Raw genomic sequence first — 14,700 nt, 5'->3', positions numbered from 1 at the left:
GGGCCACAGAACTGTGCTCTGACCTGCGTGGAAGCCGTCAGGACGAGGTGCGGGGTCGGGTGGGTCGCGGCCTCCCGGCAAGCGCGAACGTGCCCGTTCATCCGCCGACTCGCGCAAGATTGCTCGAATCGTGACCATGTTTCTGGTGTGTACGGGGTCACAATATCGATAGAGTTCCGCCGAGCACCGTCGCTTGTCGTCGAGGAGAGCAATGACCGCTGACGTTCCGACCTCTGCGGCACCCGCAGAGTCCGCCGCTGCCCCCGGAGGGCCCGAGGCGGCCCCTCCGGGGACCGCAGCACCGACGCGCCCCCGCGCATCCCTCGGGCACCGGATCTACCACTCGTTCATCCTGCGTCGGCTGCTGCGCTCGGCCTTCGTGGTCTGGGTGGTCGCCTCCGGCGTGTTCCTGATGGTGCGCCTGCTGCCCGGCAATCCGGTCGACGTCTACATCAACCAGCAGATCGCCCTGTACGGGAAGAGCTACGAGCAGGCCGCCGCCGAGGCCAGCAACTTCTTCCGCTTCGACCCCTCCACCCCGATCTGGCGGCAGTACCTCGACTACCTCTCCGGTCTGCTCCACGGCGACATGGGCACCTCGATCGCGACCCCCGGGGTCACGGTGATGGACAAGATCGCCCAGTACCTCCCGTGGACGCTCTACAGCGTCGGGATCGCCCTGCTGATCTCCATCACCATCGGGTTGATCCTCGGCATGATCATGGCCTACCGCCGCGGCGGGATCATCGACCACGCCGTCTCGATCATCGGCAGCGGCTTCCACGCGATCCCCAACTACCTGCTGGCGATCCTCATCGTGGTGGTCGGAGCAGTGCAGCTGGGCATCATCGACTACACGCGGATGCGCGGCAACGTCACCCCGGGCGTGGACCCCGAGTTCTCCCTCCGCTTCCTCTCCGACATCGGCTACCACGCGACGCTGCCGATCATCACCTACGTCCTGACCACGGTGGGGACCTGGGCGTTGATCATGAAGGCCTCGACCACGCAGATCCTCGGCGAGGACTACGTGACCGTCGCGAAGGCGCGCGGTCTCAAGGAGACCCGCATCCAGTCCAACTACGTCGGCCGCAACGCCCTGCTGCCGCTGATCGCCCAGATCGCCACCCAGGCCGGGTTCATCGTCGGCGGCGCCATCTTCGTCGAGCAGACCTTCTCCTACGAGGGCATCGGCCTGCTGCTGTTCGAGTCGATCAACACCCGCGACTACCCGACGATCCAAGGGGTGCTGCTGGTGGTCACGATCACCGTGGTGCTCGCCAATCTCGCGGCCGACCTCATCAACGCCGCCCTCGATCCCCGGATCCGCCTCGGCGAGGGAGGTGCCGCATGAGCGCCGACGCCCCGCCCGCCACCGCCACCACCGCCCCCGCCGACACCGGGGCACCCGCCCCCGCGGCCGGCAGGAGCTCCGGCACCGGCCCGCTGCGTCGGCTCCTGAACGAGCTGACCCGCAGCGCCTCCGGATTCCTGGGCCTGTGCCTGGTGGTCGCGATCCTGCTGCTGTCCCTGATCGGCCCGCTCGTGGTCGGCACCGACGTCCCCGGCGATGCGAGCCGCGCCTGGGAGGGGCCCAGCAGCCGTCACTGGCTGGGGCTCGAGGGCACCGGCAAGGACACCCTCCACCTGCTGGTGATCGGCGGGCGGACCGTGCTGTTGGTCGGATTCCTCGCGGCCGGCATCACCACCGTGATCGCCGTGGCCATCGGATCGCTCGCCGGTTACTTCGGCGGCCGCTTCGACGCTGCGATGCTCCAGCTGACCGACATCGTCATGACCGTCCCGCAGATCGTCCTGCTCGCCGTCGTCGGCGCCTTCTACAACCTCGACTCGCCGATGCTGCTGGGCATCATCATCGGCGTCCTGAGCTGGCCGGTGCTGATGCGCTCGATCCGGGCACAGGTGCTCTCGCTCAAGGAGCGCGAGTTCGTCGAGGCGGCGCAGCTGCTCGACGTCGGCTGGGTGCGCATCGTGTTCGGGGAGATCGTCCCCAACATGGCCAGCTACATCCTGATCAACTTCATCATCGCGGTCACCAACGCGATCTACGCGATGGTGGGCCTGTACCTGCTGGGCCTGGCCCCGCAGAAGGGCACCAACTGGGGAATCATGATCAACGACGCGTGGACCAAGGGCGCGATGTTCAACCCCGACGCGATGCCGTACATCGTCGCCCCGGTCACCATGATCGTGCTGCTGCAGCTGGGGCTGATCCTGCTGACCCGCACCCTCGAAGAGATCCTCAACCCCCGACTGAGGGACCGCTGATGACCCACTCCACGACGCCCGACGGCTCCGCAGACCCCGCGACGTCGGTTCCCGATGCCCCGGTGCTGTCCGCGCGGGACCTCCAGGTCGCCTACCGCACCGGCAAGAACACCTCCGTGCGCGCTCTGCGCGGGGTGAGCTTCGACCTCTACCCCGAGTCCTCCCTGGCCCTGGTCGGCGAATCCGGCTGCGGCAAGACCACCCTCGGTCTCGCGCTGCTGCGCCTGCTGCCCACCCTCGGCGAGATCACCGGCGGCTCCGTCGCCTTCACCGGTGAGGACGGGCGCAGACGGGACGTGACCTCGATGACCCAGGCCCAGCTGCGGCGATGGCGCTGGTCCGAGGCGGCCATGGTGTTCCAGGGCGCGCAGAACGCCTTCAACCCCGTGCTCACGATCGGCCAGCAGATGGCGGACACCCTCACGGACCACGCCCCCGGGAAGATCGGCCGGCGCGAGATCCTCGAGCGCTCCGCCGAGGCCCTGCGCTCGGTGCGCCTCGAGCCGCGACGGGTGCTGGGGAGCTACCCCCACGAGCTGTCCGGCGGGATGAAGCAGAGAGCGCTGATCGCGGCATCGCTGCTGCTGCGCCCGCGGCTGCTGGTGCTGGACGAGCCCACCACCGCGCTGGACATCCTCACCCAGCGCACCGTGATCGACCTGCTGGCGGAGCTGCGCGCGGAGTACAAGTTCGCGATGATCTTCATCTCGCACGACCTCGCGCTCGCCGCCGAGCTCGCAGACCGGGTGATCACGATGTACGCCGGGACGGTCATCGAGACCGGGTCGACCCGCGACATCTTCTCCGCCCCGAAGCATCCCTACACCTCCAAGCTCATCAACGCCGTCCCGCCGGTCAGCGGGGACCTGCCGGAGCTGGCCTCGATCCCCGGGGCCCCGCCGTCGCTGGCGACCCTGCCTCCCGGCTGCACCTTCGCGCCCCGCTGCGAGCTCGCGACCGACGAGTGCCTGCGGGCCGAGCCCGAGCTGATCCCCCTCACCGAGCGGCCCGCGGACATGACCCATGCGGCGGCCTGCATCCACCACGACCAGGTCCATCACGAACGGAAGGTGATCGCCCGTGCGTGAGCCCGCCCCCGATCCGCTGATCGAGCTCGACCACGCCTCCCAGGTCTTCCGCGTCAAGGGCCGGGACCTGCCGGCCGTCTCCGACGTGTCCCTCGGCGTCGGCGCCGGCGAGGTGCTCTGCCTGGTCGGCGAATCCGGCAGCGGGAAGACCACCGCGGCCCGCCTGGCCGCCGGCCTCGCCTCCCCGAGCTCCGGCACCGTCCGCTTCGAGGGCAAGGACCTGGCCGCGATGACGCGCGCGGATCGCCGACGCTACCGGCGCTCCGTGCAGTACATCCACCAGGACCCCTACGCCTCGCTGAACCCGATCCGCTCCGTGCACAGCACCCTGTCGATCCCGCTGCGTCGCCACGGGCTGGCTCACAACCCGGCGGAGGTCGACCAGCGGGTCGACGAGCTGCTGGAGACGGTCGATCTGACCCCGGCGGAGAGCTACCGCGGGAAGTTCCCCCACCAGCTCTCGGGCGGTCAGCGCCAGCGCGTCTCCGTCGCCCGCGGTCTGACCCTCTCACCGCGGCTGCTGATCGCCGATGAGTCCACCTCGATGCTCGACGTGTCCATCCGGGTGAGCCTGCTGAACATGCTCACCCGGCTGCGCACCGAGGACGGCGTCGGCTTCATCTACATCACCCACGACCTCGCCCTGGCCAAGTACTTCGCCTGGGAGGGCCGGACGGCGGTGATGTACCTGGGCAAGATCGTCGAGGCCGGGCCCACCCCGCAGGTGATCAACGACCCCCAGCACCCCTACACGAAGGCACTGCTGGAGGCCGTGCCCGAGCCGGACCCGGAGAAGGCCCGTCAGAAGAAGTCCGGGGCCGGTCTGCTCAGCGCCGACATCCCCAGCCTCTCCGACCTCCCCAGCGGCTGCACCTTCCACCCGCGGTGCCCGCTGGCCGAGGACCGCTGCCGCGAACGCATCCCGGTGCTGACGCCCTCACCGCAGGCCCCGGCCCAGGACGTGGCCTGCATGGTCGTCACCGACCCGCAGCCGACGGCCGCGGCCGGAGCCGACACCGGAGCCGACACCGGAGCCGGCGGCGACGCCGGCTCGGGCGACCGCGGGGGTGGACGCTCATGATCGACGCCGCCACCCGGGCCCTGCTGTCCCTGGGCTGCTTCGTGGGGGTCGGTGCGGCCCTCATGCTCCCCCTGACCGACGCCGGGACCGGGGAGCGGATCGTGAGCATCCTCGCGCTCCTGCTCGGGATCGGCATCGTCGTCGGTTCCGTTCTCGCACGACGACTCAGCTCCCGACGCCGGCATCGCGACGACGCGATCGCCGATCTCACCGACGATCCGATCGTCACAACCAAGGAGAACCTATGAGCACCAGCTGGAGCCGACGCGACATCCTCAAGGCCGTCGGCCTGACCACCGCCGCCGGAGCAGGCGTCGCGGCCTGCTCGCCCGCCACTCCCGAGGGCGGCGGAGGCGGCGGCGGAGAGGGCAGCGCCAGCACCTTCCACGGCGCCTGGCCCTTCATGCCGCCGCCCGAGGGCCACTTCAACTTCGCCGGTCTGCCCTACGCCGGCGTGCCCACCTCCATCATCGGCGACGGGATCTACCGGGACCTGCTGGTCCCGCCGTCGGCCATGTGGCTGTGGGCGGAGAAGAAGTGGGAGTACCTGATCGCCGAGTCGCATGAGCTCGACACCGAGGGGGGCACCCTCACCGTGACGCTCAAACCGGGCCTGACGTGGTCCGACGGCTCGGACCTCACCTCCCAGGACTACCTGACCACCTTCTACATGCAGTTCATCCAGCGCTCCCCGGCCTGGGACTTCATCACCGGTCTGGAAGCACCCGACGACACCACCGTGGTGATCAACTTCGAGGACCCGCCCGCCGTGCTCGAACGCTACGTGCTCAAGAGCAACATCCTGGCCACCTCCCAGTACGGGAAGTGGGCCGAGCGCGCCAAGGCGATCGTCGACGCCGGCGGCACGATGGACGAGGGCGACGGCGAGGCGCTGGGCACCGAGTTCCAGACCTTCAAGCCCGAGAACGTCGTCGTCTCCGGACCCTACGACTTCGACTACGACACGATCACCAACACCCAGCTGACGCTGGTGCGCAACGAGACCGGCTACGGCGCCGACAAGGTCGTCTTCGACGCCGTGGTCCTCTACGCCGGGGAGACCACCGAGGTCACCTCGCTGGTCCAGTCCGGCGACGTCGACTACGCCACCCACGGCTTCGCCCCGGCCTCCGAGGAGCCCTTCGAGGCGGCCGGATACACGATCCTGCGCCCGCCGGTGTACTCGGGACCCGCGCTGTACCTGAATCAGGACCAGTTCCCGGAGTTCGCCGACGCCCGCACCCGCAGGGCCTTCGCCTACCTCATCGACCGGGAGGTCAACGGCCAGATCTCGCTCGCGGACTCGGGCAAGGCCGTGGTCAACATGGTCGGCTTCTCGGACAACTTCGTCGACGAGTGGCTCACCGACGACGTCAAGGGCAAGATCGACACCTACGAGCAGGACGTCGACAAGGCGACCTCGCTGCTCGAGGAGGCGGGCTGGACCAAGGAGGGAGATGCCTGGTTGACGCCGGAGGGCAAGGCCGCCGCCTACGAGATCCAGTTCCCGCAGACCTATGCGGACTGGTCGGCATCGGGCAAGAACATCGCCGAGCAGCTCTCGGAGTTCGGGATCTCGGTGACCGCCCGCGGGCTGGACGACAAGCAGGCCCCGATCGACATCGACAAGGGCGACTTCCAGATGGCGATCCAGGCCTGGGGCTCCTCGACCCACCCCCACCCGCACTTCTCCTTCGTCACGGACCTGTTCGTGCACAACATCCCGATCGCCAAGAACCAGGGCGGCAAGGGCTACGCCTTCCCGCTGCAGAACGTGGAGACCTCCGCGGGGACCGTGAACCTGGAGGAGCTGGTGACCAAGTCCGGTCAGGGCCTGGACGTCGAGGAGCAGAAGAAGAACGTGTCCGTCGTGGCGCTGGCCTTCAACGAGCTGCTGCCGATCATCCCGATCTTCGAGCGGTACGGGAACAACCCGGCGCTGGAAGGCGTCCGGGTCCAGGGCTTCCCGGAGCCGGGCGACCCGATCCTGGAGAACGCCCCGTACGCGGACAACTTCGTGACGCTGGAGATGTTCCGCGGGACGATCACGCCCGTCGAGGAGTGAGGCGGCGGCGGTGACGGCCCGCGCTGAGCGCTCCCGCACGGCGCGGGGTCGCGTTCAGCGGGGTGGCAGGCTGCAGGCGATCCCCCGGGGCACTGCGCCCCGGGGGACGGCCCGTGAGCGATGAGCCGCTGACGTCCCCTGGAGGGAGGTCAGCGGCTCGTCACTGCCCAGCAGCCGGTGCTGCTCAGCGCTCCGGCTGCATGCCGGTGAGGATCTCGAGCATCTCGTCAGCCACCGCGGAGGTCGAGCGCTCCTCGAACAGCGACTCCTCCGCCAGGCGCGTGTACTGATCGCCGAAGCCGACGCCGCTGGCGGGCGTGACCACGGGCGGCGTGACGACCTCCTCCTGCATCTCCTGTGCGAAGTCCAGCGAGATCAGCGCGTTCTCGCTCAGCAGCGGACGCACCGCCTCCTGGATCGCGGGGAAGGCGGGGATGCCGCGCTCGATCTTCAGCTTCTCGGCCGCCGCCTCGTCGGTGAGCAGGAAGTTCGTCAGCTCCGCCGCGGCGGCGGTGTCGGCCGTCTTCGCGCTGAGAGACCAGTACATCGACGCCTTGTTGACCATCTTCGACTCCCCGCTGGTGCGCGCCGGCATGCGCAGCAGCTGGAGGGGGTCGCCGGTGGAATCCTGGAAGGTGAGGATCTGGGAGCTCGGCACCTGCTGGAAGACGCATCCGCGGGTGGCGAACAGACCCTGCTCGAGGCTCGCCGAGGAGTTCTCGATCTGTGCTCCCGCCTCCAGGGCCGCCCCGGAGCCGGCCAGCTCGCGACTGAACTCCAGCAGCGAGACGATGGTGTCCTTGGTGACGAGCTCCTCGTCCTCGCGGGGGAAGAGCTGCTGGTCGCCGCTCTGGCGGGCCCAGGCGGCCAGGTCCCCGGCACCGAGGCCGAAGCCGCTGGTGCCCAGGACGCCCTTCCCGGAGGACGTTCCCCATTCGGTGATCTCCTGGCACAGGGCGTGGAAGTCCTCCCAGGTCCACGTGGTGTCGTCGGGCAGATCGATCCCGGCCTCCTCGAGCAGCGCCGGGTTCATGCCGGTCGCGTAGAGGTTGAAACCGTTCGGGGCGCCCACCAGGGTGCCGTCGGCCAGGCGCCCGGTCTCGAGGATCGCCTCGTCCATCGCGGAGAGGTCGAGGACGTCGGAGACGGTCTCGAGGTCGAGCAGCGAGCCCTCGGTGCCGTAGGAGTCGATGTAGGCCTCGTCCATCTGGATGATGTCCGGCGCGCTGCCGCCGGCGGTCTGGGTGGCGAGCTTGTCCCAGTAGCCCGACCATTCGCTGTACTCCGGGGAGATCTCCTGGTCCGGATGGTCCTGGGAATACATGTCCAGGACGTCCTGGGTGATGCCGGCGCGCAGGTCACCGCCCCACCAGTAGACCCGGAGAGCCCCGCCGCCGGAGCCCCCGGCGTTGGGGCCGCAGGAGGCCAGGGCGGGGGCCGCCCCGGCGGCGGCCAGCAGGGCGAGGGCGGTGCGGCGAGAGAGCAAGGGGTTCTCCTGGATGTTCACGTGAGAATTTCGAGGTCGACGGATCGGATTCCGAGGTTCCGGGGCTCCGGATGGACAGTCTCGTCTCGGCGACCTCACCGGTCAAGCGCTTTCCACGGTTTCCGTCCCGCGATGGTGCGCCTGACGTCCCCAGGGGGAAGCCCGGTGCACGATCGCGGGAGGCGGCCGTGATCCGCTCGTCCGGCCATGAGCCGCGCCGGTCAGAAGACGTGCGTCCCGGGGCCGATGCTGCGGGTCGACCCGTCGGGCAGCACCAGGTCCGCCTCGACGCCCTCGGGGATCGTGGCGGAACCGTGGAGCCCGTCGGCCCCGTCGCCCGGCTGTTCCCAGGTGACCTCGATGCGGCCGGCCGCGGAGTCGTAGGCCCCCTTCGCCCAGTCGATGCCGGGGCCCGGGGTGGGCTGGATGCGCACGCGCCGATAGCCCGGGGCGGCGGGACGGATGCCGAGGACGACCTGGTAGATCCAGTCGGCGACAGCGCCCAGGGCGTAGTGGTTGAAGCTGGTCATCTCGCCGGGATTGATGGAGCCGTCCGGCAGCATCGAGTCCCAGCGCTCCCAGATGGTGGTCGCGCCCATGGAGACCGGGTAGAGCCAGGAGGGGTTCCCCTCCTCGAGCAGCAGGCGGTAGGCGTCCTGGACATGCCCCGTCTCCGACAGCGCCCACGTCACGAACGGCGTGCCCGCGAAACCGGTGGAGACGCGGTAGCCCGCCTCGGCCACCACCTCCGCCAGGCGCTCGGCGGACTGCGGCCGGGTCTCCGCATCGAGCAGATCGAAGGTGATGGCCAGCGCATACACCGTCGCGCAGTCCGAGACGATGCGACCGTCGCGGCTCACGTAGGCATCGGTGAAGGCGCCCAGGGTGCGATCGGCGAGGTCCTGCCAGCGTCGGGCGTCCTCGTCCTCACCGATCAGGCGGGCGGTCTCGGCGGCGAAGCGCGCCGAGCGGATCAGGCAGGCGGTGGCGACCACGCCCTTGTCGGCCTTCGCATCAGCGGGATCGTGCGGGGAGGCATCCGGATCGAGCCAGTCGGCGAACTGAAATCCGGTGTCCCACAGACCGCTGGGGGACAGGGCGCGCTCGACGGACTCCAGGTGCAGCACCATGGCGGGATAGTGCTCGCGCAGCCGTTCCAGGTCCCCATAGGCGTTCCACAGCGCCTCGGCGACCCACACGGCGGCATCGCCCCAGATCGCGGTGGGGACCTCGGCGGATTCCTCGGCGAAGGGGTCGTCGCCGTTCTTGCGCAGCTTGAGGACGTCCGGCACCACGAAGGGGACGAAGCTCAGCGGCGGCAGGCTCGCCTCGGCGTGCACGTCCAGCAGCCAGTTGTGCAGGAAGTCGGAGACGTCGAACTGGAAGGCGGCGGTGGCGGCGTATGCGGCGATGTCCCCGGTCCAGCCCAGACGCTCATCACGCTGGGGGCAGTCGGTCGGGACGGCCAGGAAGTTGCCGCGCTGGGACCAGACCGAGTTGCTCACCAGCTGGTTCACCCCGGGATGAGAGGACTCGAACCACCCGGTGCGGCGGATCTCGGAGTGGACCACGACGGCCTCGATGTCCTCGGCCGTGAGCTCGCCGGGCCACCCGGTGACCTCGGCGTAGCGGAAGCCGTGGAAGGTGAAGGTCGGTTCGAAGGTCTCGCCCGTCGGGTCCCCGGACAGGGTCAGCCGGTCGGTGGCCTGCGCCGAGCGCAGCGGGCGGGTGCCGAGCTCCTCGTGCTCGAGCACCTCGGCGTGACGCAGGATGATCTCGGTGCCCGCGGGCCCGGTGGCCGTGCAGCGCAGCCAGCCCACCAGGTTCTGGCCGAAATCCAGCAGCGTGGCGCCCGACGGGGAGGTCCAGATCGACTCCGGCCGACGAGTTTCGTGGCGGGTGATCAGCGGGGAGGTCTGCTCGATGAGGGTGGAGCGGTCGATCTGTGCGGTGCGGACCGGGCGTGGTGCGCCGGAGTCGAGGCGACGGTCCTCGTGCTGGCCGTCGTAGATCGTCGCGAAGGTGATCGGCGAATCGGTGGCGGTCCAGGAGGCGTCGGTGACGACCTGCTGGCTCGAGCCGTCCTCGTAGGTGATCATCAGCGCGGCGAGGAAGGCTCCCTGCTCGCCGTAGTTCGCCTCGGCATCGGTGAAGCCGAAGTCGCCGTTCCACCAGCCGCGGCCCAGCACCGCTGCGAGGTGCAGTTCTGCGCCCGCCGTGCGGACCAGCTCGGTCACGTCGAATCGCTGGACCTGCAGTCGGGACTCGTACACGGTCCAGCCCGGGTTCAGCACCGAATCGGTGACCGGGTGGCCGTCGATCGAGGCCTCGTAGATGCCGTGGGCGGTGGCCAGCAGTTCGGCGTGGGCGACGGTGGTGGGGGACCGGTCGAGCGCTGCCCGGGTGGCGAGGACGGGGGCGCGACCGTCGGCCGGGTCGGCGGTGATCGCCTGGGCACCTCGCAGGGCCTCGGCGACGGGAGTCGAGGCGGTGTCGGCCGCGGCGGTGGTGGTGCTCGTGGCGGCAGGGGTCGCCGCAGTGGTGGCGGTGTTAGGGGCGCTCATGGGTCACCTCTCGGTCGGGGCGTACGGGGTGGTGGGGGAGAACTGGGCGGGAGGGGCGGCGTCGGGAGTGTGCTCGGCGACGGACTCGGGTCCCTCCGGGACCTCGCGTGCCTCCTCGGCGAAGGCGTCGAACCGGGGCCGACGGAAGCCGGCCCAGCCGCAGACGAGGCCGACGGCGACCACCAGCGCGATCAGTCCGTAGGCCAGTCCGGGAGTGTGCATCAGAGCGGGCGTGACCAGGGCGACGCCGGCAGCGACGACCCGCGCCACCGCGATGACGGCGCCCTGGACGCTCGAGCGCAGCAGCGTCGGGAACGACTCCTGGGACCACACCTTCATGATGGCCTCGAAGGCGAAGGCGCCGCCGACGGCGTTGAAGAAGCTCAGGGCGATCCAGGGCACCAGGCCGAAGCCGAGGACGACAGGGATCAGGTAGGAGCCGGCCAGGAGCACGGCGCCGATGAGATAGCAGGTCATGCGCCACCGCGTGTCGACGATCCGCATGAACACGAGAGCACCCAGCATGCCCACGCCGAGCATCACGATGCCCAGCAGGGACTGGGCGCTCACGGAGATCCCTACGACGTTCACGCCGATGTAGGTGCCGAACTGCCCCCCGGTGTTGGCGCCGATGTTGGTCAGCGTGTAGAACCCGATCAGAGCCAGGAAAGGCACCAGGAGGGTCCGTCGGCGCAGGACGTCTCGCAGGTCGGTGCTGCGCGCGCGGAGCGTGGCGGCCCCGGCGGTCCGTTCGTGATCGGCCTGCGCCCAGGTGGCCGACTCCGGAATGCTGACGCGTGCGATCAGCACGGCCAGCGCGACCAGGCCGATGTGGGCGAACATGATCTGTCCGCCCAGCTGCCCCCGCCCGCCGGCGATGATCCCGAAGACGTTCGCGCCGATGATCCCGGCGAACCAGAGGATCTGGGAGAAGCCGACGAGGCGGCCACGGTTGTGGTCCGACGCCGCCTCGGAGATCGAGGCCAGGGAGACCGGCAGGTCCGCCCCCGAGCCGAGGCCGACGAGGATCATGCCGACCAGCAGCAGCGAGAAGCCGGGGGCGAGGACCAGCAGGATCGCGCCCAGCAGGATCATCCCCATGGTGGCCAGGAAGACGGCGCGCCGTCCGTAACGGTCTCCGAGGCGGCCGCCGCTGAGGGCGCCGATCGCGATGCTCAGCGTGAGCGCGGCCGAGAGGAGGCCGATCTGACCCTCGGTGATGCCGATCGAATGCTGGTAGAGCACGAGGGCGGTGCCGGAGCTGACGATGGCCGCCGCATCGAGATAGGAGGCCATGCCGCAGACGATGGCCACCCACCAGGGGCTGGGCACCGCCCGTCGGGTCCCGGTCGGATGCATGTGTTCTCCTTCGAACGTGGTGGACGGCTCGAGAGGCGCTGCTCTCACGGAGCCTGTTCGGTCCGATTGTTGAAACGACTCAGCCGTAGCACCCCGTGACGCTAGCAAGGCTCCTCGGCTCCCCACAACCCCTTCCCCGCCCCGAGGGAGATTCTCCGTCCCGGGTCGAGGAGGGCGGGTTTACACGTTTCAAGACGTCGGCCTACACTCCGGACATCTCCGCGTCGAGGCTCGGAAGGCCTGCGTCCGGGGAACCATGATCGAAGGAGATCGCCCGATGCCCACCCGTCGCACAGCTCTCGCCCTCCCGGTGGCGCTCGCCGCCCTGGCCCCGCTCGCCGCCTGCGGCCCGAATGCTTCCGGCGGCGGCGGTGGTGGTTCCGGCTCCTCATCGCTGCGTTTCGCCTGGTGGGGAAATGCCGCGCGTGACGAGCTCACGCGCGCCGCTCTCGACGCCTACGAGGACGTGGCCCCGGACCTGACGATCTCCGCGGAGCCGGGGGACTGGAGCGGCTACTGGGACAAGCTCGCCACCCAGGTCGCCGGTGGCGATTGCCCTGACGTGATCCAGATGGACGAGGGCTACCTCGCCGAGTACGCCAGCCGGGAGATCCTGATCGATCTGTCCACGACCGACATCGAGACCTCGGCCTTCGACCAGGCGGCGCTGGACGCCGGCAGGATCGACGGGAGCCTGTTCGCCCTGAACGCCGGGATCAACGCCCCGGTGCTGCTGGCCAATCCCGACGTGTTCGCGGCTGCGGGGGTCGACCTGCCCGATGACACCACGTGGACCTGGGACGACCTCGTCGACATCGGCTCCAGGATCTCCGAGGGCACTCCCGAAGGCACGTACGGCGTCCAGCAGTTCGGCGCCGCGGGTGGACCTCCGTTGACCGTCTACCTGCGTCAGCTCGGGGCGGAGCGCTTCGGCCCCGAGGGGGTCGGGTACACCGCCGAGCAGCTGCAGAGCTGGATGGAGTTCGTGCTGAGGCTCCAGGACACCGGCGCCGCCCCGCCCACCTCGGTGGCGGTCGAGGATGCGGCGCAGTCCGTCGACCAGACCCTGTTCGCCGTGGGCAGATGCGGTCTCCAGGCGCAATGGTCGAACCAGGTGGTCACCTTCGACGACTCGCTGGACGGCAGGAGCGTCATCCTGAGGATGCCGTCGATGACGGGCAGGGTCGCCGACGTGAAGCTCTGGTACAAGGCCTCGATGTACTTCTCCATCGCCTCCACCTCCGGCCATCAGGCGGATGCGGCGGCCTTCGTCGACTGGTTGGTCAACAGCACGGATGCGGGGAAGATCCTGCTCGCGGAGCGCGGGGTGCCCGCGAACCTCGAGGTGCGAGAGGCGATCCTCCCCGAGCTCAGCGACTCCGACCTCAAGGCCGTCGACTTCATCGAGGCGATCGCGGGGGAGCTGGGCGACCCGCCGCCGATCACCCCACCCGGCGGGGGCGCGGTCGACGACGCCCTCGCCCGGCATGTCGAGGACGTCCTGTTCGGCAGCGCGGATCCTGCCGCGGCCAGCGCTGCGGTGATCGACGAAGCACCGGGTCTGCTGGGCTGAGGCCGCCGCGATACAGTCGCGGCATCGAGGTTCCGGGTCCGCCGCCCGGGACCGGTCCGTCGGCCAGGAGGGGGTGCGCATGGCAGGGCACCATGTCGTGAGCATGAAGGACGTCGCGCGACGGGCCGAGGTCTCGGTCGGCACCGTCTCCAACGTGCTGAACCGTCCCGACATCGTCTCCGGGGACCGCCGGGTGCGGGTCGAGGCGGCGATCGCCGAGCTCGGGTACGTGCGCAACGATGCCGCCCGGCAGCTCAAGCTCGGCCAGTCCCGCACCGTCGGCGCGATCGTCCTGGACTCGGCGAACCCCTTCTACGGCCAGCTGGTCGGCGGCATCGAGGCGGCCGCGGAGGCCTCCTCCCTCGCTGTCATCGCCGGCAGCACCGGCAATCGTGAACAGCGCGAGCGACTCTACCTCTCGCTGTTCGAGGAGCAGCGGGTGCGCGGGATCCTGCTGGCCTCCGCGGGCGGCACCGAGGACCTGATCGCGGGCATCCGCGGTCGCGGCACTCCCGTCGTGCTCGCGGAGAGCGCGCGGGATGCCACCGGCGGCTCCTCGGTGAGCGTCGACGACATCGCCGGGGGCGAGATCGCCGTGCGCCATCTCGCTGCCCAGGGCCGCCGACGCATCGGCGTCGTCACGGCGCGGCAGGACCTCCGGCAGGTCGCGGACCGTCTGCACGGGGCCCGCCGGGCGGCGGCCGACGTCGGCGTCGAGGTCGAGGTGCTCGAGGCCGAGGATCTCACCGTGCTGGCCGGCCGCACTGCCGGCAAGGCGGTCGTGGCGCGTTCGAGCACCGAGCGTCCCGATGCCGTGTTCTGCGTGAACGATCTGCTCGCGGTCGGCGTGCTGCAGGCCTTCGCCTTCCGTCACCAGATCGCGGTCCCCGACGAGATCGCACTGGTCGGCTACGACGACATCGCCTTCGCGCGCTCGACCGTGGTGCCGCTGACCTCTGTGGCCCAGCCCGCGGATCTCATGGGCCGCACCGCGCTGGCCCTGCTGGAGGAGGAGATCGCCCACCGCGATGCCGCGCCGCGGCACGTGAGCTTCACCCCGACGCTGGTCGAGCGGGAGTCGACGATCGGCTGAGGTCGAGCGGGAGTCGACGATCGGCTGGGGCCGAGCGGGGAGTCGACGATGGGCGGAGGCGCCGGGCGACGCCCTCCGTGGCGCGCGCACTCCGACGCATCA

At 70.0% G+C, this 14,700-nt stretch carries 11 protein-coding genes; 8 read left to right on the top strand and 3 right to left on the bottom strand.

Translation table 11 applies throughout. The features are described from left to right. The first annotated feature begins 211 nt into the window (after window positions 1-211). From BH708_RS11965 to BH708_RS11940, 6 genes are read left to right on the top strand one after another with little or no spacing between them, the layout of a single operon-like run. Window positions 212-1,354 (top strand): ABC transporter permease, encoded by a 1,143-nt coding sequence (locus tag BH708_RS11965; protein ID WP_076808945.1) that lies wholly within the window; start codon window positions 212-214, stop codon window positions 1,352-1,354. Further along, window positions 1,351-2,289: an ABC transporter permease gene (locus tag BH708_RS11960; RefSeq protein WP_076808936.1), complete on the top strand. Its 939-nt coding sequence runs from the start codon at window positions 1,351-1,353 to the stop codon at window positions 2,287-2,289. The genes BH708_RS11965 and BH708_RS11960 overlap by 4 nt, the downstream gene beginning before the upstream one ends. Next, window positions 2,289-3,377, top strand: a complete 1,089-nt coding sequence (locus tag BH708_RS11955) for an ABC transporter ATP-binding protein (protein ID WP_076808933.1) — start codon at window positions 2,289-2,291, stop codon at window positions 3,375-3,377. The genes BH708_RS11960 and BH708_RS11955 overlap by 1 nt, the downstream gene beginning before the upstream one ends. Further along, complete coding sequence (locus BH708_RS11950) at window positions 3,370-4,458, top strand: ABC transporter ATP-binding protein (protein ID WP_076808932.1); 1,089 nt, start codon at window positions 3,370-3,372, stop codon at window positions 4,456-4,458. Before BH708_RS11955 ends, BH708_RS11950 begins: the two co-directional genes overlap by 8 nt. After that, window positions 4,455-4,706, top strand: coding sequence for a hypothetical protein (locus BH708_RS11945; protein WP_076808930.1), 252 nt, complete (start codon window positions 4,455-4,457; stop codon window positions 4,704-4,706). The genes BH708_RS11950 and BH708_RS11945 overlap by 4 nt, the downstream gene beginning before the upstream one ends. Continuing rightward, window positions 4,703-6,523, top strand: a complete 1,821-nt coding sequence (locus BH708_RS11940) for an ABC transporter substrate-binding protein (protein WP_076808924.1) — start codon at window positions 4,703-4,705, stop codon at window positions 6,521-6,523. The genes BH708_RS11945 and BH708_RS11940 overlap by 4 nt, the downstream gene beginning before the upstream one ends. A gap of 184 nt (window positions 6,524-6,707) precedes the next feature. On the opposite strand, the gene BH708_RS11935 is transcribed toward BH708_RS11940, so the two are convergent. From BH708_RS11935 to BH708_RS11925, 3 genes are all read right to left on the bottom strand, one after another. Then, the gene (locus tag BH708_RS11935; protein WP_253705315.1) at window positions 6,708-8,030 is read right to left on the bottom strand and encodes an ABC transporter substrate-binding protein; all 1,323 of its coding nucleotides are present in this window, start codon (window positions 8,028-8,030) and stop codon (window positions 6,708-6,710) included. A 200-nt stretch (window positions 8,031-8,230) separates the two neighbouring features. After that, the gene (locus BH708_RS11930) at window positions 8,231-10,573 is read right to left on the bottom strand and encodes an alpha-L-rhamnosidase (protein WP_076808923.1); all 2,343 of its coding nucleotides are present in this window, start codon (window positions 10,571-10,573) and stop codon (window positions 8,231-8,233) included. Between the two features lie 3 nt (window positions 10,574-10,576). Further along, window positions 10,577-11,932 carry an MFS transporter gene (locus tag BH708_RS11925; RefSeq protein WP_076808922.1) on the bottom strand — a complete coding sequence of 452 codons (1,356 nt, stop codon included), beginning with the start codon at window positions 11,930-11,932 and terminating at the stop codon, window positions 10,577-10,579. 277 nt (window positions 11,933-12,209) lie between these two features. Here BH708_RS11925 and BH708_RS11920 point away from each other — a divergent pair, with 277 nt between their 5' ends. Together BH708_RS11920 and BH708_RS11915 are read left to right on the top strand one after the other, a co-directional pair. Continuing rightward, the gene (locus tag BH708_RS11920; protein ID WP_076808921.1) at window positions 12,210-13,505 is read left to right on the top strand and encodes an ABC transporter substrate-binding protein; all 1,296 of its coding nucleotides are present in this window, start codon (window positions 12,210-12,212) and stop codon (window positions 13,503-13,505) included. Between the two features lie 79 nt (window positions 13,506-13,584). Continuing rightward, window positions 13,585-14,598, top strand: a complete 1,014-nt coding sequence (locus BH708_RS11915; protein ID WP_076808920.1) for a LacI family DNA-binding transcriptional regulator — start codon at window positions 13,585-13,587, stop codon at window positions 14,596-14,598. The last annotated feature ends 102 nt before the right edge of the window (window positions 14,599-14,700 follow it).

The organism is Brachybacterium sp. P6-10-X1 (assembly GCF_001969445.1).
GTDB lineage: Bacteria > Actinomycetota > Actinomycetes > Actinomycetales > Dermabacteraceae > Brachybacterium.
Note: the sequence above shows the minus strand (reverse complement) of the source record. Positions and strands in the feature narration are given on the sequence as shown.